Source organism: Citricoccus sp. NPDC055426, assembly GCF_040677445.1.
In the GTDB taxonomy this organism is placed as follows: Bacteria; Actinomycetota; Actinomycetes; order Actinomycetales; family Micrococcaceae; genus Citricoccus.
This window is the reverse complement of record NZ_JBFARZ010000005.1, coordinates 42,522-66,152: the sequence shown is the minus strand read 5'-3', so window position 1 is coordinate 66,152 and position 23,631 is coordinate 42,522. Positions and strand designations below refer to the sequence as shown.

Genomic DNA, 23,631 nt, shown 5'->3' with positions numbered 1-23,631 from the left:
CTCCCGGCCACCGCCACGCCATATCGGTGACGCCTCTTGACCCCGGATTGTGGACAGTTCCGCGATCAGCGAAGATCGTGACCCCCTTCCGGGTCGTCAGCCGGTGGCCTCGGGTCCACCAGGGTCGCCGGCTTCAGGGCGGCCCAGGGGAATTTCTCGCGGATGTCGTCCGCCACCCGGTCCGCCTGTGACCAGTCCGCCTGCGGCCGTTCGTCCTCCCAGAGCAGTGACTCCTGCACCGCCTCTCCGGCCCCGGACAGCCGCTCCGCGCGGATGCCCAGCAGGCGCACGGGAACACGGTGGGCCTCCAGGAGTCCGTGCAGCAGGGACTCGGCCGCCGCGGCGATCGGGCCGGCGGAGTCCGTGGGGGTGGCCAGGGTCACGGTACGGGTGCGGACGGACAGGTCGGGGGCCTTGACCTTGACGCTGATCGCGCCGGCGCGGAACCCCGCGCGCCGCAGGCGGATGGCGCCCTCGTGGGACAGCCCCACCAGGTGACGGTGCAGCTGGGCCGGATCGTTGACGTCCCGGTCGAAGGTCCGCTCCACCCCCAGGCTCTTCGTGTCATGCTCCGGGGTCACGGGCCGCGGGTCGATCCCCTGGGCCAGTCTGACCAGGGCCGGGCCCTGAACCCCCAGCCACCGCTCCATGCGTCGCGGGGATTGGGCCGCCAGATCCCCCACGGTGGTCAGGCCGGCCGAGACGAGCCGTTGCCCCAAGACGGGACCGACGCCCCACAGGGCCTGCACCGGCAAGGGGTCCAGGTACTCCCGGGTACGGGCCGGCGGCACGACGGCCAGCCCGTCGGGCTTGGCGCGGGTGGAGGCGATCTTCGCCACGGACTTGGTCGCGGCCGCGCCCACGGTGCACGGCAACCCGGTCCGTTCCCGGACCTGCTCCCGGATCAAGGCGCCGATCCGCGCGGGCGATCCGAGCCGGCGTCGCGCCCCGGAGACGTCCAGGAAGGCCTCATCGACGCTGAGCTGCTCCAGGACGGGGGTGAACCCGCCGAGGATCCCCATGATCCGCCGCGAAGCCTCGGTATACCGGTCATGGCGGGGCTCGACGACGACCACGCCGGGGCACAGCGCCATCGCCTGGGCCAGCGGCATGGCTGAACGGATACCGAAGCCCCGGGCCTCATAGGAGGCGGACAGCACCACCGATCGACCACCACGCTGTGCCACCAGCGCGGGACGGCCGGCCAGGTGGGGATGGTCGAGCAACTCCACGGACAGGAAGAAGGCGTCCATGTCCACGTGGAGCACCACCGCGTCCCAGGAGTCGTCCATGCCGCCAGCCTAGGGTGCGGAAGCGGCCCGGGGAGCATCAGGGGCCGGTAGGCTGGAACGGCCGCCGATCCAGATCCTAGGAGCACCGTGTCCACTCCCCCGCCCGTTCCTGTGGTCCTCGCTGAGGAGGCGGAGTTCATCCGCGCCGTCGAGCGCCGCATGGAGGATCTGCTGACCGGCTACCGTGATCGCGCCGCCGCCATCTCAGAGTCGGCGGCCCCCCTGGTGGACGCGATCTCCGGCCTCGTCCGCGGCGGCAAGAGGATGCGCGCTGTACTCGCCTGGTGGGGATGGCGGGGAACCGGCGCCGCGGCGGACGACCCCTGCATCCTGGACGCGGCCGTGGCGCTGGAGCTGTTCCAGGCGGCGGCCCTGATCCACGACGACATCCTGGACCGGTCCGATACCCGCCGGGGTGCCCCGAGCATCCACCGGTCCTTCGAGACGCGGCACCGGCAGTCCGGCTGGCGGCAGGACCCGGCGCACTTCGGCGTCTCCGCGGCCGTGTTGACGGGCGACCTCTGCCTGTCCCTCAGCGAAGAGGTCTTCGCCGCCGCAGCCGATGCCTCCGCGAATCCGGCCGGGGCGCGGGCCATGTTCAACGAGATGCGCTTCGAGGTCATGGCGGGGCAGTATCTGGACGTCCTGGACGAAGTCGAGGTCCCCGGAAAGGACCCGGCGGCCGCCCTGGCGCGGGCCCGCACGGTGCTGCGCTTCAAGTCCGCCCGGTACTCCGTGGTCCACCCGCTGGGTCTGGGTGGCGTCCTGGCCGGGGCCGACGGGCACGTGCTGGAGCACTACCAGCGGCTGTCCGCGCCCCTGGGCGAGGCCTTCCAGCTCCAGGATGACCTGCTGGGCGTCTTCGGAGACCCGGCCGTGACTGGGAAGCCCGCCGGAGACGACCTGCGGGAGGGCAAGCGCACCGCGCTCGTGGCCCACGCGCTGGACCTGCTCACCGGCGAACAGGTGGACCGGCTCGAGGCCGCCCTCGGCGATCCGGATCTCGACCGCGATGCCGTGGCGCAGATCCAGCGCCTCCTGGAGTCCAGCGGCGCCCGGGCCCGGGTCGAGGCGGACGTCGCCGCGTTGGGGGACGCCTCCCTGGCCGCACTGGCCCAGGCGCCGATGCACCAGGATGCCCGGAGCGGGCTGGACCACCTCGCCCGAAGGATCCTGGGCCAGTTGCGCCGGCGCTAGGGCCGGCCCCGGGGCGGACTCACCACGCGAGGACCTGGGCCCGGCGCCGGATCTCCGTCTTGCGGCCCTCCCGCAGGGCATCCACCGGACGGCCCGGCAGGGTCTCATCCTCGGTGAAGAGCCACCGGATGGCCTGCTCGTCGGTGAACCCGGCATCCCTGAGGACGGAGAGGGTCCCCTTGAGGGACTCCAGCGGCCCGGCGTCTGTCAGGAACAGCGCCGGCACGGCACGGACCTGGCGCTCCCCGATCCTCGCGGCCAAAAGGCGGCCCTCGCCGACCATGTTGTGGACCCGGGTCACGGGGATGCCCCAGGTCTCGGCTAGGTCGGGAAGGAACTCCCACTCCCCCACCAGGTCCTCGAGTGTCGGTTCCTGCGGTGCGTCGTGGTTGCGTGCGGCGGTATTCACCCGTCCAGCCTAGCGACTGCCCGGCCGCGTGGCACCGCCGTCGCCGCCGACACCACGGGGTGGCGTGTCCATGCGCAACGCGGCGTCGTTGCTGAATCGTTACCGTTTGGATTCCCTTCTGTAACTACCTTCAGGTACGTTTACATCTGTCACATTTTCATTACAGGCACCATCCGACATGGTCCGTCATTCTGGTCACATGCGTAGCCAGTGACCGGGCCACGGGACCCGATGGTGCAGCACCTTGAGAGCCTCTAGAGGAAACCCACATGACTGAACGCCGCACAGCCGCGCCGCGCCTGCTGAAGTCCGCTCTGGCCACCACGACCCTGCCCCTCGTGGTGTTCGGGTCTGGCGCCCTGGCCGCTCCCGCCATGGCCGACGCCCCTGGTCAGGCGCTCACCCCACGCTCTGCCTCCCCCCTCAACATCGAGACGGCCCAGGTGCGGCTGGCCTCGGCGCAGCTGGCCAGCAGCGTCCCCACCTCCCTCACCGGATCCACCACCGTCACGGCCGCCAAGGCCTCGGCCACCTACACGGTCCGGTCCGGTGACACCCTGTCCCACATCGCCGTGCGCCATGATGTCTCGCTGTCCACCCTGCTGGCGGCCAATGGGCTCACGGCGTCCTCGGTCATCCACCCGGGCCAGAAGATCAAGCTCTCCGGCTCCACCGCCTCGGCACCGGCCTCATCCTCAGGGTCGTCCGCCGCCACGGCCTCGACGTACACCGTCAAGTCCGGTGACACCCTGTACGGCATCGCCTCCCGCAACGGGGTCAGCCTGTCCGCCGTGCTGGCCGCCAACGGACTGTCCTCCACCTCCACGATCTACCCGGGCCAGAAGATCAAGCTCTCCGGCTCCACCGCCTCGGCACCGTCCTCATCCTCAGGGTCGTCCGCCGCCACGGCCTCGACGTACACCGTCAAGTCCGGTGACACCCTGTACGGCATCGCCTCCCGCAACGGGGTCAGCCTGTCCGCCGTGCTGAACGCGAACGGACTGTCCTCCACCTCCACGATCTACCCGGGCCAGAAGATCAAGCTCTCCGGCTCCACCGCCTCGGCACCGTCCTCATCCTCAGGGTCGTCCGCCGCCACGGCCTCGACGTACACCGTCAAGCGCGGTGACACCCTCTCGGGGATCGCCGCCCGCAACGGCGTCAGTCTGTCCGCCGTGCTGGCCGCCAACGGACTGTCCTCCACCGCGATCATCCACCCGGGCCAGACGATCAAGCTCTCCGGTTCCGCGATCGCCCCGGCCGGCACGCCCGCCCAGGATGACCTGGTGCCGAACACGTTCCTGCACTACACGTACCCGGACCACATCGTCCGCGACGCCAACGTGAACAAGCGCGCCCTGCTCGACGCCGGGGTGCCCTCGCGGTCCCAGATGCAGGCCATCGTGGCGGACACGGCCCGGAAGATGGGGGTGGACCCCTCGTTGGCGCTGGCGCATGCCTTCACCGAGTCGAGCTTCAACCATGCCTCCGTGTCCCCGGCCAATGCCATCGGCACCATGCAGGTCATCCCGTCCTCGGGCGATTGGGCCTCGGACCTGGTCGGCCGTAAGCTCAACCTGCTGGACCCGCATGACAACGCGGTGGCCGGCGTGGCGATCATCCGTCAGCTGCAGCGCACGGCCGGGTCCTTCGACATCGGCGTGGCCGCCTACTACCAGGGCCTGGGTGGCGTGCAGCGCAACGGCATGAAGCCGGACACCAAGGCCTACGTGGCCAAGGTCAAGAGCTACATGAAGAGGTTCTGACCCCTCCCGGTCTACGCTGTCATGGTGAAGGAGTACCGAGCCGACCCCATGAACGGAACCGTCGTCGAAGGACGGTACGAGGTGCGCAGCAGGCTGGCCCGGGGCGGCATGTCCACCGTGTACCTCGCGGTGGACCTGCGCCTGGACCGGGAGGTCGCCCTCAAGGTCCTCTATCCCCATCTGGCCGAGGACCCCGAGTTGGTCGAGCGCTTCGAGCAGGAGGCCAAGACCGCGGCCCGGCTGTCCCATCCGCATGTCGTCAACGTCCTGGACCAGGGCGTGGACGAGCACCCGGACGGTGACCTCGCCTACCTCGTCATGGAGTATGTGCCCGGCTACACGCTGCGCACCGTCCTGCAACGTCGTCACGCCATGTCCCCGCGCGTGGCCCTGGCGTACCTGGAGGCCATGGTCGACGGTCTGGCGGCGGCGCACCGCGCGGGGCTGGTCCACCGGGACATGAAGCCGGAGAACGTGTTGGTCTCCCGGGACGGGCAGATCAAGGTGGCGGACTTCGGGCTCGCCCGGGCCACCACCAACTTCACCGGGACGGGGGCGGCCCTGGTGGGCACCGTGGCCTACATCTCCCCCGAGCTGGTGAGCGGATCCCCCGCGGACGAGCGCAGCGACGTCTACGCGGTGGGCATCATGGCCTACGAGATGCTCACCGGCAGCCAGCCGTTCACGGGCTCCTCGCCCATCCAGGTGGCGTACCAGCACCTCAACCGCGAGGTACCGGCGCCGTCCGCCGCGACCCCCGGCCTGGCCCCCGAACTCGACCACCTGGTGCTGTGGTCCACCGCGCAGAACCCCCGCGACCGGCCGGCGGACGCGAGTGTCCTGGTGGCCGAGATCCGTCAGCTGCGCTCCTCCCTCCCCGACGAGGACCTCGATCTCGACGTGTCGCCCGTCCACCGCGAGGACCCCGCCGCCGAGCAGGACCAGACCGAGGCCCTGAGGCCCGACGACGGCCCGGCCGACCCGCAGGCCGGCTCCGGTCCCAGCGGTGAGACCGAGGTGCTGGACCCCGGGGCCACCACGGTGCTGCCCCCGGCCGGCCGCCAGCACACGACCGTGATGCCGCGTCCGGCCGATTCGGAGACCCCGGCGGCTCAGCACGGGACGGGTCAGGACTGGACAGCGGGGGACGGCACCTCGGGGGTCGGGACGGCGGGGCCTGGCACGCAGAGCCCCCGGCTGATCCCGGAGGCCCCCGCCGTGGGACGGCGGACCGCCTCGCCGCGGCAGCTCCGCCGCCAGGCCGCCCGCCGGGCGAAGACCCCCACGGAGGATCTCGGCCGCCACAACGGCCGGAGGATGTGGTGGTGGGCCGCGGCCGTGGTGATCATCACCGCCTTGCTGGTGCTGGCCGGTTGGTTCTTCGGCACCGGTCCCGGCGGAATGGTCACGGTCCCCGAGATCGAAGGTCACGACAGGGCATCGGCCGTCAGCGCCCTGGAGGAGACGGGTGTCGGGTACGCCCTGGCCAGCGTGCACCATGACGTGGTGGCCCGGGACAGCGTGATCTCCACGGAACCGGTCGCCGGCACGGAACTCCGGCGCTTCAACACCGTCCTGGTCACCGTGTCCCTCGGCCCGGAGCTGTTCGAGGTCCCCGAGGTGACGGGTCTGGACGAGCGGGAGGCCCAGACCGCGCTCCGGGACCGCCAGCTGTCCCTGGGCGCCGTGACCCGCTCATTCTCGGACTCGGTGCCGGCGGGCACCGTGCTCAGCCAATCCCCCGCGGCCGGCGAGTCGTTGCGGCGCAACCATCCGGTCGCCGTCGTGCTCTCGGACGGACCTGAACCGGTGTCCGTGCCGGAGGTGACCGGGTCCTCGCTGGAGGAGGCCACCGCCGCGCTCGAGTCTGCCGGCCTGCAGGTGGAGGTCCGCGAGGCCCTGGGCGGCCTCTTCGGCGGCCGCGGCCGGGTCCTGGACCAGTCGCCCGAGCCCGGCACCGAGACAGTGCGGGGCGCCACGGTCACGATCGACGTGCTGTAGCGCCCCGCACCCTCCTAGTAGTGGCCCGTCAGGCCGTGCGGCCCCGATGCGACAGCGCCTCGGTGACGAGGAAGGCCATCTCGAGGGACTGCTGGTGGTTCAGCCGCGGGTCCACGAGCGTCTCATAGCGGTCCGCGAACGCCGATTCATCGATCGGATCCGAGCCGCCGAGGCACTCGGCCACGTCATCGCCGGTCATCTCCACGTGCAGGCCCCCCGGGTAGGTCCCGGCGGCGCGGTGCACCTCGAAGAAGCCCTGGACCTCGTCCATCACGTCATCGAAGCGGCGGGTCTTGTACCCGTTGGCGGCCGTCACGGTGTTGCCGTGCATCGGGTCCGTGACCCACAGCGGCTGGGCTCCGGAGTCCCGGACGGCCTCCACCACGGCGGGCAGGTGCTCCCGGATCTTCTCCGCGCCCATCCGGGTGATGAAGGTCAGCCGGCCGGGCTCGCGCTCGGGATCGAGCCTGTCGATCAGGGCCAGGGCGTCCTCGGGGCGGGTGGTGGGGCCGAGCTTGACGCCGATCGGGTTGCGCACCTTGGACAGGAAGTCCACGTGCGCGCCGTCCAGGTTCCGCGTGCGCTCGCCGATCCAGAGGAAGTGCCCCGAGGTGGAGTACGGCAGGCCGGACCGGGAATCGATGCGGGTCAGGGCGCGCTCGTAGTCGAGCAGCAGGGCCTCATGGGCGGTGAAGAAGTCCGTCCGGCGCAGGGCGCTGAAGTCCACGCCGGCGGCATCCATGAACCGCACGGCACGGTCGATCTGGCCGGCCATCTCCTCGTAGCGGGAGTAGGCCGGGTTCTTCATGAAGCCCTGGTTCCAGGCGTGCACGGACCGCAGGTCGGCGAAGCCGCCCTGGGTGAACGCCCGGACGAGGTTCAGCGTGGCGGCCGAGGTGTTGTAGGCCTGGACCATGCGGTGCGGGTCATGCCGGCGGGACTCCGGGGTGAAGTCGAAGCCGTTGACGATCTCGCCCCGGAAGGACGGCAGGGTGACACCGTCCCGGGTCTCGGTGTCCGAGGACCGTGGCTTGGCGTACTGCCCGGCCATGCGGCCCATCTTCACCACGGGCAGGGAGGCCCCGTAGGTCAGGACCACCGCCATCTGCAGGATGGTCTTGACCTTGGCGCTGATCTTGTTGGCGGTGGCGCCGGCGAAGGTCTCGGCGCAGTCGCCGCCCTGGAGCAGGAAGGCCTCACCCCGGGCCGCGGCCGCCAACTGGGCGCGCAGCTGGTCCACCTCGCCGGCGAACACGAGCGGCGGGGCCGAGGACAGCTCGGCCAGGGCGGCCTCGAACTCCGCCGGGTCCTCCCAGGTCGGCTGCTGGGAGATCGGCTTCGACCGCCAGTCGTCCAGGCCGGGATAGTCGGCGGCGCCATTGGACTGGGCGGAGCCGAAGGCCGGGAAATCTGTGGTGGGATCCGAAATCATGGTTACAGCGTACGGAACACCGCCGCCCCGCGCGTCCGTGTGACGGTTTCCGGGCTCACGTGCCGCCGCTACTGCGGATCCGGCGCCCGGGTCTTGACGGTGGCGGCGTAGACGTCCACGTACTCCTGGCCGGACAGCCGCCGGATGGCCTCCACCACCTGGTCCGTGACCAGCCGTTCCACGCGGTGGTCCCCAGCCCGGTCGTAGTACTCGGAGAAGTCCAGCGGCGCGCCGAAGATCATGCCGACGCGGCGGATGCTCGGGATCGTCCGGCCGATGGGCTGGACCTTGTCCGTGCCGATCATGGCGACCGGCACCACGGGCACGCGGGCGTTCAGGGCCAGCCTGGCCACCCCGAGCTTGCCGCGGTAGAGACGGCCGTCCGGGCTGCGGGTGCCTTCCGGGTAGATCCCCAGCAGCTTGCCGTCACGGAGCACGTCCAGACCGGAGTGCAGCGATTCCAGGGAGGCCTTCCCACCGGCGCGGTCCATGGGCAGCTGGTTCGTGCTCTCGAAGAACTTCCGGGTCAGCCATCCCTTGGGGCCGGTCCCGGTGAAGTACTCCTTCTTGGCCAGGAAGTGCACCTGGCGTTCGAGCTGGGCGGGCATGAAGATCGAGTCGGACACCGAGAGGTGGTTGCTGGCCAGGATGGCCGCCCCCTGCTGCGGCACGTTGCCCAGGCCCTTCACCCACGGGCGGAACAGCAGGTTGGTCACGGGGGCCACCACGAAGGTCTTGGCGAACCAATAGAACACGGAAGGGGTTCCTCTCGGGAGGCGGCGCAACGGTCCGGCACCATTCTAGGGAGTGCCGGCACGGACGCTGACGCTACTGTAGGAGGCATGGATCCCCAGCAGCGGCCGCTGTCCCTGAGCGGCGCCCCGGACGGCCCCCTGGCCCGCGGCCGCGGCCGCGGCCGCGCCGGCGTGGCCCTGTTCCACGGTTTCACCTCGGGGCCGGTCTCGGTGACCCCCTGGGCGCAGGCCCTGGCTGCGGCCGGTGCGGACGTCGAGGTCCCGCTGCTGCCGGGGCACGGCACGCGGTGGGAGGACCTGGAAGGCGTCAGCGCCGGCCAGTGGCGCGAGGCGGCCCGCGAGACGGTCGATGCCCTGCTGTCCACCCACGAGCACGTCGTCGTGGCCGGGCTGTCCATGGGCGGGGCCCTCGCGCTCGACGCCGCGGCACACCGCCCGGTGACGGGTGCCGTGGTGGTGAACCCCGGACTGCGGTTCGCCTCCCCGGCCGCCCCGCTGGCCGGATGGCTCAAGTACCTGGTCCGGACCGTGGCGCCCATTGCCAATGACACCGTCTCCCCCGAGGCGGACGAGCACGCCTATCCGCGGACGCCGGTGGCGGGCGTCCAGCAGGTCGGTCGCGTGCAGGCCGCCGTCCGCCGGGGACTCCCGCGCATCACGGCTCCCGTCCTGGCGTTCCGGTCCACCACCGACCACGTGGTGCCCGCCTCCTCGATCACCGCCCTCGCCCGCGGTCTGGCCCCGGACCTGTTGACCCTGCGGCCGTTGCACCACAGCTACCACGTGGCCACCCTGGACCGGGATGCGCCGATCATCCATGCGGAGTCGATCGGGTTCCTGACTGGTCTGCTCGGAGCCTCGCAACCGGTGGGCCAGCATGGCTGATCCCCGGAATGACCCCTCGGGAGACCGCCCGGAGGAGCAGCCGCCGGACCAGGCCGAGATCGACCGGCAGTGGGAGGGCATCGTGGCCGGCTTCGGCCCCCTCGAGATGCCCGGACCCCTGCGGGAGGACCGGTCCGAGGACCGGCCGGAGGAGGAGCCCGGCAGCGCCGAGGCCCCCGCTTCCGAGCTCTCGAGACACTTCACCGACCCACCGGGCTGGGGACCGCGTGACTACGCCGTGGACGATGAGGACGACGGCGCGTTCGTCCCGCCCGACCCACCGGCCCTGGGCTCTGGACGGCCGGCCGTCGTCCTGAGCGCCGCCGGACTGGCCGGCGCACCGCTGGCCCTGCTGCTGGCCGCCCTGTTCTGGCCGGGGATCCCCGGCATCCTGGTGACGATCCTCATCGCCGTGATGGTGGCCGGCGGGGTCGGCCTGTTCCTGGCCCTGCCACGGGACAAGGACCGCGGCGGGCCGTGGAACGGAGACGGGGCCCAGGTGTGAGCTCCGCGGCCGGGTACGCCTAGTCGGTCCTCGCGGTGGTGACGGACCACCCCGTGCGCTCCAGGGCGATCCCCGCGGCACCCACCCACCCCGACCGGTTGCCCCACGTGGCCACGGCCACGGAGGGCACCCTCCGGTGCCGGCCACCGGGCAGGTGGCGGGCCAGTTCCTCGCGGGCCGGTGCCAGCAGCAGCTCGCCCGCCACGGCCACCCCGCCCCCGATGACGAACCGGGACGGGTCCAGGACCGCGGCCAGCGTCGCCAGGCCACGACCCAGCCAGCGCCCCGTGGCCGCCACCGCACGCCGGCAGTCGGGATCCCCGGCCAGGGCATCGTCGAGGGTGGTCCTCGCGGAGGCCCGGCCCGCACGGGCGGCCAGGGCCTCCGCGGAGACCAGCAGTTCCCAGCAGCCCGTGTTGCCGCAGGGGCACGGCACCCCGGACGGGTCCACGGTCATGTGTCCGTACTCCCCCGCCATCCCGTGGGCACCGAGGTCCACCGCACCGTCGCGCACCAGGGCGCCCCCGATGCCGGTACCGATGGTCACCAGGACCATGCGGTCGGGACGGGACGGGCCGGCGTCGCCCCCCGGTCGCGGCACCAACCGGGCCTCCGCCCAGGCGGCCGCGTCCGCGTCATTGACGACGGAGGGCGGGGGCATCCCCTCCCGCGGGGACAGGGCCCGGGCCAGGTCCTGCGGCAGTGGGCGGTTCCGCCACCCCATCAGGTGGGGGCTGAACACGGAACGACCCGTACCGGGATCGATCCACGCCGCCGCGGAGACGCCCCACACTACGGGCAGATCGGGCCAGCGGGAACGCAACGGGGCGAGCAGGTCGGCCGCGGTGGCGGCGCACAGTGCGGACAGCGCGTCGCCGTCGGCCTCGGCGTGGTGCGGGACCCGCAGCTCCGCGGCGCCCGCCTCCGCGCCGACGGTGGTCGCGCGGTCCGGGGGGCAGGGCCCCGCGGCACGGGTCAGCAGGCCGTCGCCCGACAGCAGGACGGCACCGGCCTTCACGGCACCACCGCCCACGTCCAGCCCGATGGCGGCGGCCACCGGGGCGGCACTGCCGCCGGAGGCCCGCGTCAGCTGAGGATCGCCCACGTCTCCCCTCTCCACCGGCGCCCCCGCAAAGTTACCGATGAGTAGTATGATTGCGAGTGTGGTGTAAGCCACACTCGGCCCGGGCAGGTCCTGTAAGGTCAGAAGACCGGGCACCCCCGCCACGAAACCGGCCGACATGCAGGGCCCACGGGCGAAAGATCGGCACCGTCTACCACCAGGAGCGCACGTTGCAGGAATACATTACCCCTCCCGCGGTCGAGGTCCCCCCGGAAACGAACATCACCGACCTCCTCGAACAGCAGGTCCTCTCCGCTCCCCAGCGGCCGCTGTTCTCCCGGCAGACGGCTTCCGGCCAGTGGACCGATGTCACCTCCTCCGCCTTCCACGAGGATGTCCGGACCTTGGCCCGTGGACTGGCCGCCGCCGGAATCGAGGCGGGCGACCGGGTCGGGATTATGTCCCCCACCCGCTACGAGTGGACGCTCGTCGACTTCGCCATCTGGTACGCCGGCGCAGTGACGGTGCCGATCTACGAGACCTCATCCCCCAGCCAGGTGGCCTGGATCGCCTCCGACTCCACCCTCCGCGCGGTGGTGTGCGAGACCGCCCGCCACCGGACGGTGGTGGACACGGCCCTGCGCCAGGAGCAGCTCGAACCACTGCTGGGCAGCTGGCTCATCGAGGATGACGGGCTGGACCAGCTGCGGGCCCTCGCCCCGCAGGGCCCGGCGGCGGCCCAGATGGAGGCCCGCCGTTCCGCGGCAGACCTGTCCGACCTGGCCACCATCATCTACACCTCCGGGACCACGGGAAAGCCCAAGGGCTGCGAACTCACACACGGGAACTTCGCCGAGCTGAGCCTGCAGACCCTGGGCTCCGGTCTGGGCGAGATCGTGCACCCGAACAGCAGCACCGTGATGTTCATCCCGCTGGCCCACGTCTTCGCACGTTTCATCTCCGTGTTGGCCGTGGCCGCGGGCGCGAAGGTGGGGCACACGGCGGATGTGAAGCAGCTGGTGCCGGACCTGCAGTCCTTCCGTCCCACCTTCCTGCTGGCCGTGCCCCGCGTCTTCGAGAAGGTCTACAACTCGGCCAAGATGAAGGCCGATGCCGGCGGCAAGGGCAAGATCTTCGCGGCGGGCACCCAGACCGCCATCGACTACTCCCAGGCGCAGGCCGCCGGGAAGGTCCCGCTGGGCCTGCGCGCCAAGCACGCCCTGTTCGGCAAGCTGCTCTACGGCAAGATCCGGGATGCCATGGGTGGACGCGTGGAGCACGCGGTGTCCGGCGGCGGCCCGCTGGGCGCCCGGCTGGGCCACTACTTCACCGGCATCGGGCTGAACATCATGGAGGGCTACGGCCTGACGGAGACCACCGCGCCGGTGACGGTGGGCCGCCCCGGAGAGGTCAAGATCGGCACGGTGGGCAAGCCGATCCCCGGCAACGGCATCCGCATCGCGGACGACGGCGAGATCCTCGCCCGGGGGGTCTGCCTCATGCGCGGCTACCACAACCGTCCGGACGTCACCGAGAAGGAGATCGTCGACGGCTGGTTCCACACCGGGGACATCGGCTCCCTGGATGAGGACGGCTACCTGACGATCACGGGCCGGAAGAAGGAGATCATCGTCACCGCCAGTGGCAAGAACGTGATCCCGGCCCAGCTGGAGGACCAGATCCGCGCCGATGCGCTGGTGTCCCAGTGCGTGGTGGTCGGTGACGGCCGTCCCTTCATCGCCGCGCTGGTCACCCTGGACGCCGAGGTGCTCCCGGGCTGGCTGGAACAGCAGGGCCTGCCGGCAGACACCCCGGTGGAGGACCTGACCACGAACCAGACCGTGGTGGACCACATCCAGAAGGCCATCGACCGGGCCAACGCCTCGGTCTCCCAGGCCGAGTCCATCCGCTCGTTCCGGATCGCACCGGTGGACTTCACCGTCGAGTCGGGGCAGTTGACCCCGTCCCTCAAGCTCAAGCGGAACGTGGTCCTGGAGGAGTACGGGGACCTCGTCGAGGACCTCTACGCCACGCCGAAGCCCGTCTGACCGCAGCCTCCGGGCGGCCTACAGCCGCCCGGAGTCCGGCACGTCCAGGCCCAGCAGGGCGTTCTCCACGACCTCGCTCAGGGCCGGGTGGATCCAGTACTGGCCACGCGCCATGGCATGGGCGTCCACCCCGAAGCTCATGGCCTGGACCAGGGGCTGGATCAGGTTCGGCGCCTCGTGCCCCATCAGGTGCGCCCCGAGCAGCTGGCCGGTCTGACGGTCGGCGACCAGCTTGCAGAACCCAGTGGCGTCCTCCATGGCCCAGCCGTAGGCGACGTCACCGAAGTCCTGGACCTTGACGCTGATCCGGTCACGGCCGTATTCGGCGACGGCCTGCTCCTCCGTCAGCCCGGCGGTGGCGATCTGCGGCCGCGTGAACACCGCTGAGGGCACGGGTCCGAGCGTGTTGGCCCGCAGGTCCTGCGGGTGCTCGAGGTTGTGGGCCACGATCCGCTGATCATGGTTGGCCACGTGCTTGAGCTGGTGGGGGTTCGAGATGTCCCCCAGGGCCCACAGTCCCGGCAGCGGCCGGCCTCCGGAGAGCAGCCGCTGGTACCGGTCCACCGAGAGCCGGCCGTCCTGGTGGACGTCCAGTCCCGCAGCCGCGGCGTCCAGCCGGTCCGTGTTCGGGGTCCTGCCCTGGGCGATCAGCACGGCGTCGGCATCGAGCTCCAGGGTCGCTCCCTCCGGGCCGACCAGGTGGACCGTGACCCAGCCCTCGGGTCCGTCCTCGATCCGGGACAGGGTCCACCCCGTGCGCAGGTCCCATTGGCCGGAGGCCAGCTGCGTGAAGCGCTCGGAGATCGTCGCATCATGGGTGCGCAACAGCTGCGCGGACCGGTTGACCTGGACCACCGAGGTGCCGAGCCCGGAGAAGATCGCCGCGAACTCCGCGGCGATGAATCCGCCGCCGAGGATCACGAGCCGCTCCGGGAGCCGCTCCACCCTCATGATCGTGTCCGAGGTGTGCACCTGCGGACGGTCCACCCCGGGCGCGTCCGGCAGGGCCGGCCGGGATCCCGCGGCCACCACGATCGTCTCGGCCTCCAGCACCCGCCCACCGGAGGTGGTCAGTTGATGGGTTCCGGTGAACCGGCTCTCCTCCGGGATGACGGTGGTGTGCTCAAGCTCGGCTTCCCGGTAGTGGAGGCCACCGGCCGAGATCGCGTCCACGCGGGAGAAGATCCGGTCCCGGATCCCGGGCCAGTCAGCGCCCCCGAAGCCCAGGTCCACGCCGAGCCGGGCGGCCTCCTGCGGGGCGGATGCGAGCGTGGCCGGATAGGCGAACATCTTGGTCGGGATGCACCCCCGGTTGAGGCACGTCCCCCCGAAGATCCCGGAGTCCACGATGGCCACCCTCCGGCCGTCCCAGTAGGGGGTGACCAGCGAGTTGCCGGAGCCGGAGCCGAGGATGATCAGGTCGAAGTGTTCGGTGGTGTCGGTGCCCATGGGTTCAGACTACGGCCCACGGGCACCGGCCCCGCCTCGGGGTCACTCCACGACGATGAGCAGATCGCCCCCGTCCACGGGCGTGGTCCCGGCGAGCACCACGCGGGACACCGTCCCGCCGACCGGGGTGGTGATGGCCGCCTCCATCTTCATGGCCTCGATGGTGGCGATGGTACCGCCCGCCTCGACGGTGTCCCCCTCGGCGACCGTGACGGTGACCGCGCCGGCGAAGGGCGCCGCCACCTGGCCCTGGACCGCGGAGTCGGCCTTCTCGGCGGCGCGGACGGTGGATTCCACGGAGCGGTCCCGGACGGTGATCTGCCGCGCCTGGCCGTTCAGGGTGACCATGACCGGGCGCACGCCCTTGGCGTCGGGCTCGCCGATCGCCTGGAGTGTGGCCAGGAGGCGGACCCCCTTGCCCAGGGAGATCACATGCTCCTGCCCCGTGACCATGCCGTACAGCCAGTCGCGGGTGTGCAGCACCGAGGTGTCGCCGAACTCGGCCCGGTTCGCCTCGAACTCCTGGGTGGGGCCGGGGAACAGCAGCCGGTTGAGGGTGGACTGCCGCTCGGCTCCGGCGGCGTCCAACGACGCGCGGTCCTCGGCCGACAGCTCCGCCTCCGGGCGGCGCTGGCCCCGGTTCTGCAGGGCGCGCCCGCGGAACGGCTCCGGCCAGCCACCGGGCGGGTCGCCCAGTTCACCGGCGAGGAATCCGATGACGGAATCGGGGACGTCGAAGTCCTGCGGGTTCTGGGCGAAGACCACCGGGTCGACGTCCATGCCCACCAGCTGCAGGGCCAGGTCGCCCACCACCTTGGAACTCGGCGTGACCTTGACGATGTTGCCGAGCATGGCGTTGGCCGCCTCGTACATCTTCTCGATCTGCTCGAACCGGTCCCCCAGGCCCAGGGCGATCGCCTGCTGGCGCAGGTTGGAGAGCTGCCCGCCGGGGATCTCGTGCCGGTAGACGCGGCCGGTGGGAGCCGAGAGCCCGGACTCGAAGGGCCGGTAGATCTCCCGGACGGTCTCCCAGTACGGTTCGAGGCCGGCGGCCTGGTCCAGGCCCAGTCCGGTATCCCGCTCGCCGTGCTCCAGGGCTGCCACGAGGGCGGACAGGGGCACCTGACTCGTGGTGCCGGCCATGGAGGCCACCGCGGTGTCCACCGCGTCCACCCCGGCGTCGGCCGCGGCCAGGAGCGTCGCCAGCTGGCCGCCGGCCGTGTCATGGGTGTGCAGGTGGACCGGGAGCTCGAACTCGCTGCGCAGGGCACCGACCAGCTCACGGGCGGCTTGGGGCCGCAACAGGCCCGCCATGTCCTTGATGGCCAGGATGTGCGCACCGGCATCGACCATCTGCCGGGCCAGGCTCACGTAGTAGTCCAGCGTGTACAGCTTCTCGTCCGGGTCCAGCAGATTCCCCGTGTAGCACAGGGCCGCCTCGGCCACGGCCGTGCCCGTCGCCCGGACCGCCTCGATGGCGGGGGCGATCTGCCGGACGTCGTTGAGGGCGTCGAAGATGCGGAAGATGTCCACACCGGTCTCGGCGGCCTCCGCCACGAAGGCGTTGGTCACCTCCACGGGGTAGGGCGTGTAGCCGACGGTGTTGCGGCCGCGCAGGAGCATCTGCAGCGGGATGTTCGGCAGCTCCTCCCGCAGCAGGCGCAGCCGGGCCCAGGGGTCCTCGGCCAGGAAGCGCAGGGCCACGTCATACGTCGCCCCGCCCCAGGCCTCCACAGAGAACAGCCCCGGCAGGGTGTGTGCCACGGCGGGGGCCGCCGCCAGCAGATCCCGGGTGCGCACGCGGGTGGCCAGCAGGGACTGGTGGGCATCGCGGAAGGTCGTGTCCGTCACCGCCAGTTCGGTGCGGGAGCGCAGCTCGGCGGCGAAGCCCTCCGGCCCCTTCTGCAGCAACACCTGCCGCCAGCCGGCCGGCGGCTGGCTGGCGGAGGGGCCGTCGAAGGGGCTGCGGTCCGGTTCCTCGGACTTGTCCCCGGGGAACCGCGGCAGCTTGTCCCGCGGGTCGATCCCGTCCACGCGGGGGCCGTGCGGCTGGTTGACGGTGACGTCGGCCAGGTACTGCAGGGCCTTGGACCCGCGGTTCTGGCTGCGGTTGACCTGGGCCAGCTCGGGGTGGGCGTCGATGAAGTCGGTGGCCACGTCCCCGGCGATGAACGTCGGGTCGTCGAGCACGTTCATCAGGAACGGGATGTTGGTGGAGACACCCCGGATGCGGAACTCGGCCAGGGCGCGCCGGGTGCGCCGCACCGCCGTCGGGTAGTCCCGGCCGCGGCAGGTGAGCTTCACGAGCATCGAGTCGAAGTGGGGGCTGATCTCGGCGCCCGTGTAGATGGTGCCGCCGTCCAGGCGGACTCCGGAGCCGCCGGCCGATCGGTAGGCGGTGATGGCGCCGGTGTCCGGCCGGAAGCCGTTGGCCGGGTCCTCGGTGGTGATGCGGCACTGCATGGCGGCACCACGGATGTGCAGCTCCTCCTGGCGGATGCCGAGCTCCTGGAGGCTGTGCCCTGCGGCGATTCGCAGCTGGGAGGCCACCAGGTCCACGTCCGTGATCTCCTCCGTGACGGTGTGCTCCACCTGGATACGGGGGTTCATCTCGATGAAGACGTGTTGGCCGGCCCGCTCGCCGACGGTGTCCACGAGGAACTCCACCGTGCCCGCGTTGACGTAATTCATGGCCCGGGCGAACTTCACCGCGTCGGTGTAGAGGGCCTGGCGGATCGAGTCGTCCAGGTTGGGCGCGGGCGCGATCTCGATGACCTTCTGGTGCCGACGCTGCATGGAGCAGTCACGCTCGAACAGGTGCACGGTCTCCCCCGTGGAGTCCGCCAGCACCTGGACCTCGATGTGCCGGGGGCGCAGCACGGCCTGCTCCAGGAAGACGGTGGGATCCCCGAAGGCCGTCCCGGCCTCCCGCATCGCCGCGTTCAGGGCCTCCTCCAGGTCAGCAGCGGTCTCCACCCGCCGCATCCCGCGGCCGCCGCCACCGGCCACCGCCTTCACGAAGAGCGGGAAGCCGATGTCCTGGGCCTGGTCGAGGAGCCAGTCCACGTCCGAGCTCGGGTCGGAGGACGCGAGGGTCGGGACCCCGGCCTCCTTGGCCGCCCGGAGGGCCTGGACCTTGTTGCCCGTCAGGTCGAGCACGTCCGCCGGCGGACCGACGAAGGCGATGCCGGCCTCCTCGCACGCCCGGGCCAGGTCGGGGTTCTCCGAGAGGAACCCGTAGCCGGGGTAGACGGCGTCGCAGCCCGACTCGCGGGCCACCCTGATGATCTCCTCCACGTCCAGGTACGCCCGGATGGGGTGCCCCTCCTCACCGATGCGGTAGGCCTCGTCGGCCTTCTGCCGGTGGATCGAGTTCCTGTCCTCATAGGGGAAGACAGCGACGGTGCGGGCACCGAGTTCGTAACAGGCGCGGAAGGCGCGCACCGCGATCTCACCGCGGTTGGCCACCAGGACCTTCTTGAACATGCCATCGGTCGTCCGAGGGGACATGGGACCTCCTTGATGACCGGCGGATGCGCCGGTCCACGATCTGGCGCTGGTTGCGCTCGGGTAAGCCACATCGTTGTGGCTCACGTCACGCGCCAGTTTTGCACATCGACCGGCGACAGCCTATGACGCCAGTCACATGGGCGTGCGGCACTAGACTGGACACCGGTCTCGAGACCAGCCCCCGCGCCGGGGCCCGCTCCCAGCCCGCCCCACCACAGTCAGGACTCCCCCACCGTGCAGATCATCTCCATCTCCAGCCTCAAGGGCGGGGTCGGCAAGACCTCGGTCACCCTCGGCCTGGCCTCGGCGGCCCGCGCACAGGGCATCCCGACGCTGGTCGTGGACATGGATCCGCATGCCGACGCCACCACCGGCCTCGGCGTCAAACAGGGCCAGCACACGGACGACATCGGCACCCTGCTGGAACGGCCGCGGCGCATCAGCCTGGCCGATCACGTCACCCCCTCGGGCTGGCCCGACCTCGCGCCCGGAGCGGCCGAGGCGGGGATCCCCGGCAACGGCAAGGCCCTGGACGTGGTGCGCGGCTCCTCCCGCACCTCTCTCTATGAGCGTCCCACCACCCGTCCGCGGGAGCTGCGTCGGCTGGCCACCCTGCTCGAGTCCGTCACCAGGTACGCCCTCGTGCTGATCGACTGTCCACCCGCACTCAACGGCGTGACGCGCATGGCCTGGGCGGCCTCCACGGACGTGTTGCTGGTGGCCGAGCCCAGCCTGTTCTCCGTGGCGGGCACCGAGCGGACCCTCCGGGCCTTGGACCTGTTCCGCTCCGAGTACGCCCAGGGCGTGCGCACCACGGGCGTGGTGGCCAATCGGGTCCGCCCCGCCAGCACGGAGCACCAGTTCCGCCTCGGCGAGATGGAACGCATGTATGGGGACCGCCTCCTGCCGGTGGCCATCCCCGAACAGAGCAATTGGCAGCAGGTCCAGGGCGCCGCGTGGCCGATCCACGCCTGGCCCGGCGAGACCGCCGCCCAGTCCGCCCTGCTCTTCGAGGAATTGCTCGCGGCGCTGCACCGGCCCCAGGGCCGGCGCAGCCAGCGGCGGCACTGAGCGCCCGCCACCGGACGCCAGACGGCCGGGGCACCCGCGCTGGCAGGTGCCCCGGCCGTCGTCGCCGGTGTCCCTAGGAGGCCGACTTGCGGCGGGCCGCACGCCGTTCGGAGAGCTCGTCCCCGGGGAAGTCCTCGGGCGCCTCAGCCTGAAGCTGTTCGGAGGGCAGTTCCGCCAAGGAGCCCTCGACCTCGCGCCACACACGGCCCACGGCGATGCCGAAGACCCCCTGGCCCCCCTGGACCAGGTCGATGACCTCGTCCGCGGAGGTGCACTCGTAGACGGAGGCTCCGTCACTCATCAGGGTGATCTGTGCCAGGTCGTCCACGCCGCGCTCCCGCAGGTGCTCCACGGCGGACCGGATCTGCTGCAGCGAGACACCGGTGTCCAGCAGGCGCTTGACGACCTTCAGGACGAGGATGTCCCGGAAGGAATAGAGGCGCTGGGTGCCGGAGCCCTTGGCCCCGCGGACGGTGGGGACCACCAAGGCGGTACGGGCCCAGTAGTCGAGCTGACGGTAGGTGATGCCCGCGGCCTTGCAGGCGGTCGGGCCGCGGTAGCCCGCGCCCTCGTCCAGCACGGGCAGGTCTTCGGTGAACAGCATGCCCTGCGCAGGGGTGCGCGGGGATGACACGTGATGCACGTCCGGGGACTGCCCGGCCTCGCCCTTCGGACTCACTGGAACCCTCCTGGTCTTGGATCCACATTGGGGAAGGAAGGTGCCCGGCGGTCCGGATCGACGGACGAATCCGGGCATCGGCCCGGCACCGAACCGCCGATCGGTGCGATTGGACCGATAGGCAATGTGGAACCTCTGCTCCTGACGGTATGCCGGGAGGGGTCCGTGGTCAAAGACCCGGCGGCCTTTCGTCCCTCGCGTGTCGCCGGGTTCAGGACTGGTTGGGCCCGCCGTCCGCGAAGTCCTCTGGGTCCACGGTGTCCAGGAACTCCCGGAACCGGTTGAGTTCCGCGTCCCGCTCGGCCGCCCCGGTGACCCCGGTGACGGCCTCGTCGACGCCGTCCTCCTCGTCGTCGTCCGCGTCCTGCGCCTGGTCCGGATCGAGACCGGCCGCCTCCAGCACCTCGGCCGCGCACAGCACGGGGGCCTCGGCCCGCAGGGCACAGGCGATGGCGTCCGACGCGCGGGCGTCCACCCGCGCCCCATTGCCCAGGACCAGCTCGGCATGGAAGACGGCCTCCTCCACCGCACTGATCCGCGCCGCCTCCACCGTGGTGCCGGCGGCCGCGACGACCTCGACGAGCAGGTCGTGGGTCATGGGCCGCGGCGGGGTGATCCCCTGTTGCCACAGGGCGATGGCGCTGGCCTCCGGTGCGCCGATCCAGATGGGGACCAGCGTTCCCGTCCCCGGGTCCTGGAGCAGCACCAACGGCTGGTTCCCGGGCAACTCGACGCGCACGCCGAGCACCGTCATCTCGACATCCGGCAGGTTCATCGCCATCGCCGCATCCTCACGTGTCCAGGTCGGCCACGGCCGCCGCCACGAGGGCGCTGTGCAGTCCGAGGCAGGCCTCGCTGATCTCCCGCGCGGCCTCGGCGCGGCGCGCACTGGCCGCCGAGTCCCGCCGCGTGGCCAACGGGGCCGTGGCCTGCTCGATCAGGCCCATCTCGCGGTCCGCCGCCGCCCGGAAGGGGCGCAGGTGACGCGGCTCCAGGCCGTGGTCCGCCAGGATGACGGCCGAGCGGGCGGCCTTGAGGCAGTGTTCCGAATAGCGGCCGTTCTCGTCGGCGGAGACCATGCCGTACTGCTCCAGGGAGTCCAGCAGCGTGGATCCCGCGCCGGAGATCCCCTGCAGCTCGGCGCGCGTGAGCGGCCGCGTATGGCCGGCCAGCTCCTGGGCCAGCTGGTCCGAGACCGACCGCGGGGCCAGGGTGAGTCCGCCCGGCAGTGACTCCGGGTGCTCGCCCCGGTCCACCGCATCCAGATAGTCCTTGATGACCTTCAGGGGCAGGTACTGGTCCCGCTGCAGGGCCAGGATGAAGCGCAACCGGTCCACGTGGGCGTCGGTGTACTTCCGGTAACCGGCCGCCGTCCGGCGGGGGGTGATCAGCCCCTTCTCCTCCAGGAAACGGATCTTGGAGGCGCTGACCTGGGGGAAGTGCTCCTTCAGCTCGGCCAGCACCTCGCCGATGTTCATGACGGCACGGTGGCCGCCGGTGGCGGCGGCCGATGCGGCGGAAAGGGAGCGGCGGGAAGCTGCTGCGGTCACGAGGGTCCTCGGCCTTCTGTTCGGTGGCGGTCGTCGTCAGGACGGGGGCGGACCCCGCCGGACCGGATCAGACGGCGGGGCGCTGGGTGCCGGCGTAGAACGTCAACCGGAACTTACCGATCTGCACTTCCATCCCCGAGCGCAACGCCACCGAGTCGACGCGGTCATGATTGACGTAGGTGCCGTTCAGGGAACCCGAGTCCGCCACCACGAAGCCGCCGCCGGAACGGCGGAACTCCGCGTGCTTCCGGGAGACCGTCACATCATCGAGGAAGATGTCCGCATTGGGGTGGCGCCCGGCCGAGGTGGAGTCCTGGTCCAGCAGGAACCGGGCCCCCTGGTTCGGTCCGGCGTGGGCCACCAGCAGGGCAGAGCCCACGGGCAGGGCGTTGATGGCGGCCCGGTCCTCCGCATCCAGTGAGCGGTCAGACGACGCCCCCAGATCGGGCAGGCCGATGCTGGTGGTTTGCGCCTCCGGTTCGGCCCCCGCGTTCCGGCCGTCCGGTGCTGGAGTCCGGTCCTGTGACATAGCTCCTCCGAGGATGTGTACGGCCGCCGGCGTCAGTGCTGCCAGCCGTGGTGTTTTCGTGACCTGACTAGCCTACCTGCTGGCGGTAGCCGTCCGCATCGAGGAGACCGTCCACCTGGGCCGCGTCAGTGAGCGTCACCTCCATGAGCCAGCCCTCGCCGTACGGATCCGTGTTGACCTGCGCGGGGTCGGCCTCCAGGGCCTCGTTTCGGGCCTTCACGGTGCCGCTCACCGGGGCGTACAGGTCGCTGACGGACTTGGTGGACTCGACCTCGCCGACCGTGGACCCGGCGGCGATCTCCGCACCGAGCTCCGGGAGGTCGACGTAGACCACGTCTCCCAGGGCGTCCTGGGCGAAGTCGGTGATGCCGATCCGGACGACCCCGTCGGCGTCCGGCCCGGACACCCACTCGTGCTCGGCGCTGTAGCGAAGTCCTTCGGGGATGTTGCTCATGGTTCCTCCAGATCACAGATGAATGGTCCGGCCCCAGTCAGGCCTCGCGGTACACCGTTGACACTACTGGCGGCCGCGGCACAGTGCCAAGGCCCGCTCACACCCCCTGCGCGACGACGGCCAGCACCTCCACGAGACGGCGGCGGTCCCCGGGTGGCACCGGCTCCAGGATGCGCCGCTGGACGCGCTCGACCGGGCCGCTGACGGAGTCCACCAGAGTCCGGCCCGCGTCCGTCAACGAGACCAGCCGGGTGCGGCGGTCCTCCGGCTCCGGCCGCCGTCCGGTCCAGCCGCGTTCCTCGAGTCGGCGCAGCACCTCCGAGGTGCTGGACCGGTCCAGCGCGGCACGCTCGGCGACGATGGACTGGTGGGAGGGTCCCGCTGCGGCCAGCACGCGGAGCACCGCGTACTGCGGGCCGGTGAGGCGGGCGCCGAGCTCCTCCGCCCAGAGTGCCGTGTGACGCTGCTGGGCCAGCCGGATCAGGTGCCCCGGCCTCAGGTCCCGGGCGGTGGCCGCCTCGGGGGCGACGGCGGGGGCGACGGCGGGGGTGACGGCAGGGGTGAGCTGCACCAGCGCGTCACGGAGCCACCCGCGCGCCTCGGCGGGGAGGGGGGCCAGGATCCGTTCCTGGACGGCCAGCACGGCCGGCGCCAGCCCGAGCAGGGCCACCTCGGACGGCGCCGGCAGGCCGATGACCCGGCGGCGGGCATCCCGAGGATCGCGCTCCCGCCGCAGCCACCCCTGCTGCTCGAGCCGGCGGATCACCCCGGCCACCGTGGACCGGTCCAACCCGGCCGCGAGGCCCACGGAATGCTGGTCCAGCAGACCCCCTCCCGCCGACTGCGCGGCGGCCACGGAGTGCACCACGGAGTACTGCGGGGACGTCAGGATGCCGCCGACCTCCTCGGCCCACACGGCGTTGTGCACCTGCAGGCACCGCCGCAGCACGTGCCCGACCAGTTCGACCTCGCCCCGTGCCGCCATGACCGCCCCCTCCTCGAGATGCACCGTTTCCTCTAGCTGAACCCTTCGAGG

Annotated in this window: 20 protein-coding genes; 7 read left to right on the top strand and 13 right to left on the bottom strand. The window is 71.5% G+C overall.

What is annotated here, in order from left to right; all coding sequences use genetic code 11:
• Positions 1-65 precede the first annotated feature (65 nt).
• Positions 66-1,292: a DNA polymerase IV gene (dinB, locus tag AB0K08_RS09355; protein ID WP_363353685.1), complete on the bottom strand. Its 1,227-nt coding sequence runs from the start codon at positions 1,290-1,292 to the stop codon at positions 66-68.
• An 87-nt stretch (positions 1,293-1,379) separates the two neighbouring features.
• On the opposite strand from dinB, the gene AB0K08_RS09350 reads away from it, so the two are divergent.
• Positions 1,380-2,489: a polyprenyl synthetase family protein gene (locus AB0K08_RS09350; protein WP_363353683.1), complete on the top strand. Its 1,110-nt coding sequence runs from the start codon at positions 1,380-1,382 to the stop codon at positions 2,487-2,489.
• 19 nt (positions 2,490-2,508) lie between these two features.
• On the opposite strand, the gene AB0K08_RS09345 is transcribed toward AB0K08_RS09350, so the two are convergent.
• A complete protein-coding gene (locus AB0K08_RS09345) occupies positions 2,509-2,898 on the bottom strand; it encodes an Rv2175c family DNA-binding protein (RefSeq protein ID WP_363353681.1) in 390 nt (129 codons plus the stop codon).
• A gap of 269 nt (positions 2,899-3,167) precedes the next feature.
• Between AB0K08_RS09345 and AB0K08_RS09340 the strand changes: the two genes are divergently transcribed.
• A complete protein-coding gene (locus AB0K08_RS09340; RefSeq protein ID WP_363353679.1) occupies positions 3,168-4,664 on the top strand; it encodes a LysM peptidoglycan-binding domain-containing protein in 1,497 nt (498 codons plus the stop codon).
• A gap of 24 nt (positions 4,665-4,688) precedes the next feature.
• Complete coding sequence (gene pknB, locus AB0K08_RS09335) at positions 4,689-6,665, top strand: Stk1 family PASTA domain-containing Ser/Thr kinase (protein ID WP_363353677.1); 1,977 nt, start codon at positions 4,689-4,691, stop codon at positions 6,663-6,665.
• A 28-nt stretch (positions 6,666-6,693) separates the two neighbouring features.
• Here the strand turns inward: pknB and AB0K08_RS09330 are convergent, their stop codons facing one another.
• Both AB0K08_RS09330 and AB0K08_RS09325 read right to left on the bottom strand, forming a co-directional pair.
• A complete protein-coding gene (locus AB0K08_RS09330; protein ID WP_363353675.1) occupies positions 6,694-8,097 on the bottom strand; it encodes a class II 3-deoxy-7-phosphoheptulonate synthase in 1,404 nt (467 codons plus the stop codon).
• Positions 8,098-8,165: 68 nt separating this feature from the next.
• A complete protein-coding gene (locus tag AB0K08_RS09325) occupies positions 8,166-8,852 on the bottom strand; it encodes a lysophospholipid acyltransferase family protein (RefSeq protein ID WP_363353673.1) in 687 nt (228 codons plus the stop codon).
• 87 nt (positions 8,853-8,939) lie between these two features.
• On the opposite strand from AB0K08_RS09325, the gene AB0K08_RS09320 reads away from it, so the two are divergent.
• Together AB0K08_RS09320 and AB0K08_RS09315 are read left to right on the top strand one after the other, a co-directional pair.
• Positions 8,940-9,737 carry an alpha/beta fold hydrolase gene (locus AB0K08_RS09320; protein ID WP_363353671.1) on the top strand — a complete coding sequence of 266 codons (798 nt, stop codon included), beginning with the start codon at positions 8,940-8,942 and terminating at the stop codon, positions 9,735-9,737.
• Entirely contained in the window at positions 9,730-10,242 is a 513-nt protein-coding gene (locus AB0K08_RS09315) for a hypothetical protein (protein WP_363353669.1), read from the top strand. The genes AB0K08_RS09320 and AB0K08_RS09315 overlap by 8 nt, the downstream gene beginning before the upstream one ends.
• Before the next feature lie 19 nt (positions 10,243-10,261).
• Here AB0K08_RS09315 and AB0K08_RS09310 read toward each other — a convergent pair whose 3' ends face one another.
• A complete protein-coding gene (locus AB0K08_RS09310; RefSeq protein ID WP_363353667.1) occupies positions 10,262-11,347 on the bottom strand; it encodes an ROK family protein in 1,086 nt (361 codons plus the stop codon).
• 188 nt (positions 11,348-11,535) lie between these two features.
• Here AB0K08_RS09310 and AB0K08_RS09305 point away from each other — a divergent pair, with 188 nt between their 5' ends.
• Positions 11,536-13,353: an AMP-dependent synthetase/ligase gene (locus tag AB0K08_RS09305; protein ID WP_363353665.1), complete on the top strand. Its 1,818-nt coding sequence runs from the start codon at positions 11,536-11,538 to the stop codon at positions 13,351-13,353.
• An 18-nt stretch (positions 13,354-13,371) separates the two neighbouring features.
• Here AB0K08_RS09305 and AB0K08_RS09300 read toward each other — a convergent pair whose 3' ends face one another.
• Positions 13,372-14,802, bottom strand: a complete 1,431-nt coding sequence (locus AB0K08_RS09300; protein ID WP_363353663.1) for a mycothione reductase — start codon at positions 14,800-14,802, stop codon at positions 13,372-13,374.
• A gap of 42 nt (positions 14,803-14,844) precedes the next feature.
• A complete protein-coding gene (locus AB0K08_RS09295) occupies positions 14,845-18,288 on the bottom strand; it encodes a pyruvate carboxylase (protein ID WP_363353979.1) in 3,444 nt (1,147 codons plus the stop codon).
• A 258-nt stretch (positions 18,289-18,546) separates the two neighbouring features.
• Between AB0K08_RS09295 and AB0K08_RS09290 the strand changes: the two genes are divergently transcribed.
• A complete protein-coding gene (locus AB0K08_RS09290) occupies positions 18,547-19,383 on the top strand; it encodes a ParA family protein (RefSeq protein ID WP_363353661.1) in 837 nt (278 codons plus the stop codon).
• 73 nt (positions 19,384-19,456) lie between these two features.
• Here AB0K08_RS09290 and AB0K08_RS09285 read toward each other — a convergent pair whose 3' ends face one another.
• The 6 genes from AB0K08_RS09285 to AB0K08_RS09260 form a co-directional block, all read right to left on the bottom strand.
• A complete protein-coding gene (locus AB0K08_RS09285) occupies positions 19,457-20,062 on the bottom strand; it encodes a MerR family transcriptional regulator (protein ID WP_363353659.1) in 606 nt (201 codons plus the stop codon).
• A 211-nt stretch (positions 20,063-20,273) separates the two neighbouring features.
• A complete protein-coding gene (locus tag AB0K08_RS09280; RefSeq protein WP_363353977.1) occupies positions 20,274-20,837 on the bottom strand; it encodes a bifunctional nuclease family protein in 564 nt (187 codons plus the stop codon).
• 16 nt (positions 20,838-20,853) lie between these two features.
• A complete protein-coding gene (locus AB0K08_RS09275; RefSeq protein ID WP_363353975.1) occupies positions 20,854-21,540 on the bottom strand; it encodes a MerR family transcriptional regulator in 687 nt (228 codons plus the stop codon).
• A 139-nt stretch (positions 21,541-21,679) separates the two neighbouring features.
• Positions 21,680-22,141 carry an FHA domain-containing protein gene (locus AB0K08_RS09270; RefSeq protein ID WP_363353657.1) on the bottom strand — a complete coding sequence of 154 codons (462 nt, stop codon included), beginning with the start codon at positions 22,139-22,141 and terminating at the stop codon, positions 21,680-21,682.
• Between the two features lie 67 nt (positions 22,142-22,208).
• On the bottom strand, positions 22,209-22,595 hold the full coding sequence (gene gcvH / locus AB0K08_RS09265) for a glycine cleavage system protein GcvH (protein WP_363353655.1): 387 nt from the start codon (positions 22,593-22,595) through the stop codon (positions 22,209-22,211).
• Between the two features lie 97 nt (positions 22,596-22,692).
• Positions 22,693-23,604, bottom strand: coding sequence for a MarR family transcriptional regulator (locus AB0K08_RS09260; RefSeq protein WP_363353653.1), 912 nt, complete (start codon positions 23,602-23,604; stop codon positions 22,693-22,695).
• Between the last annotated feature and the right edge of the window lie 27 nt (positions 23,605-23,631).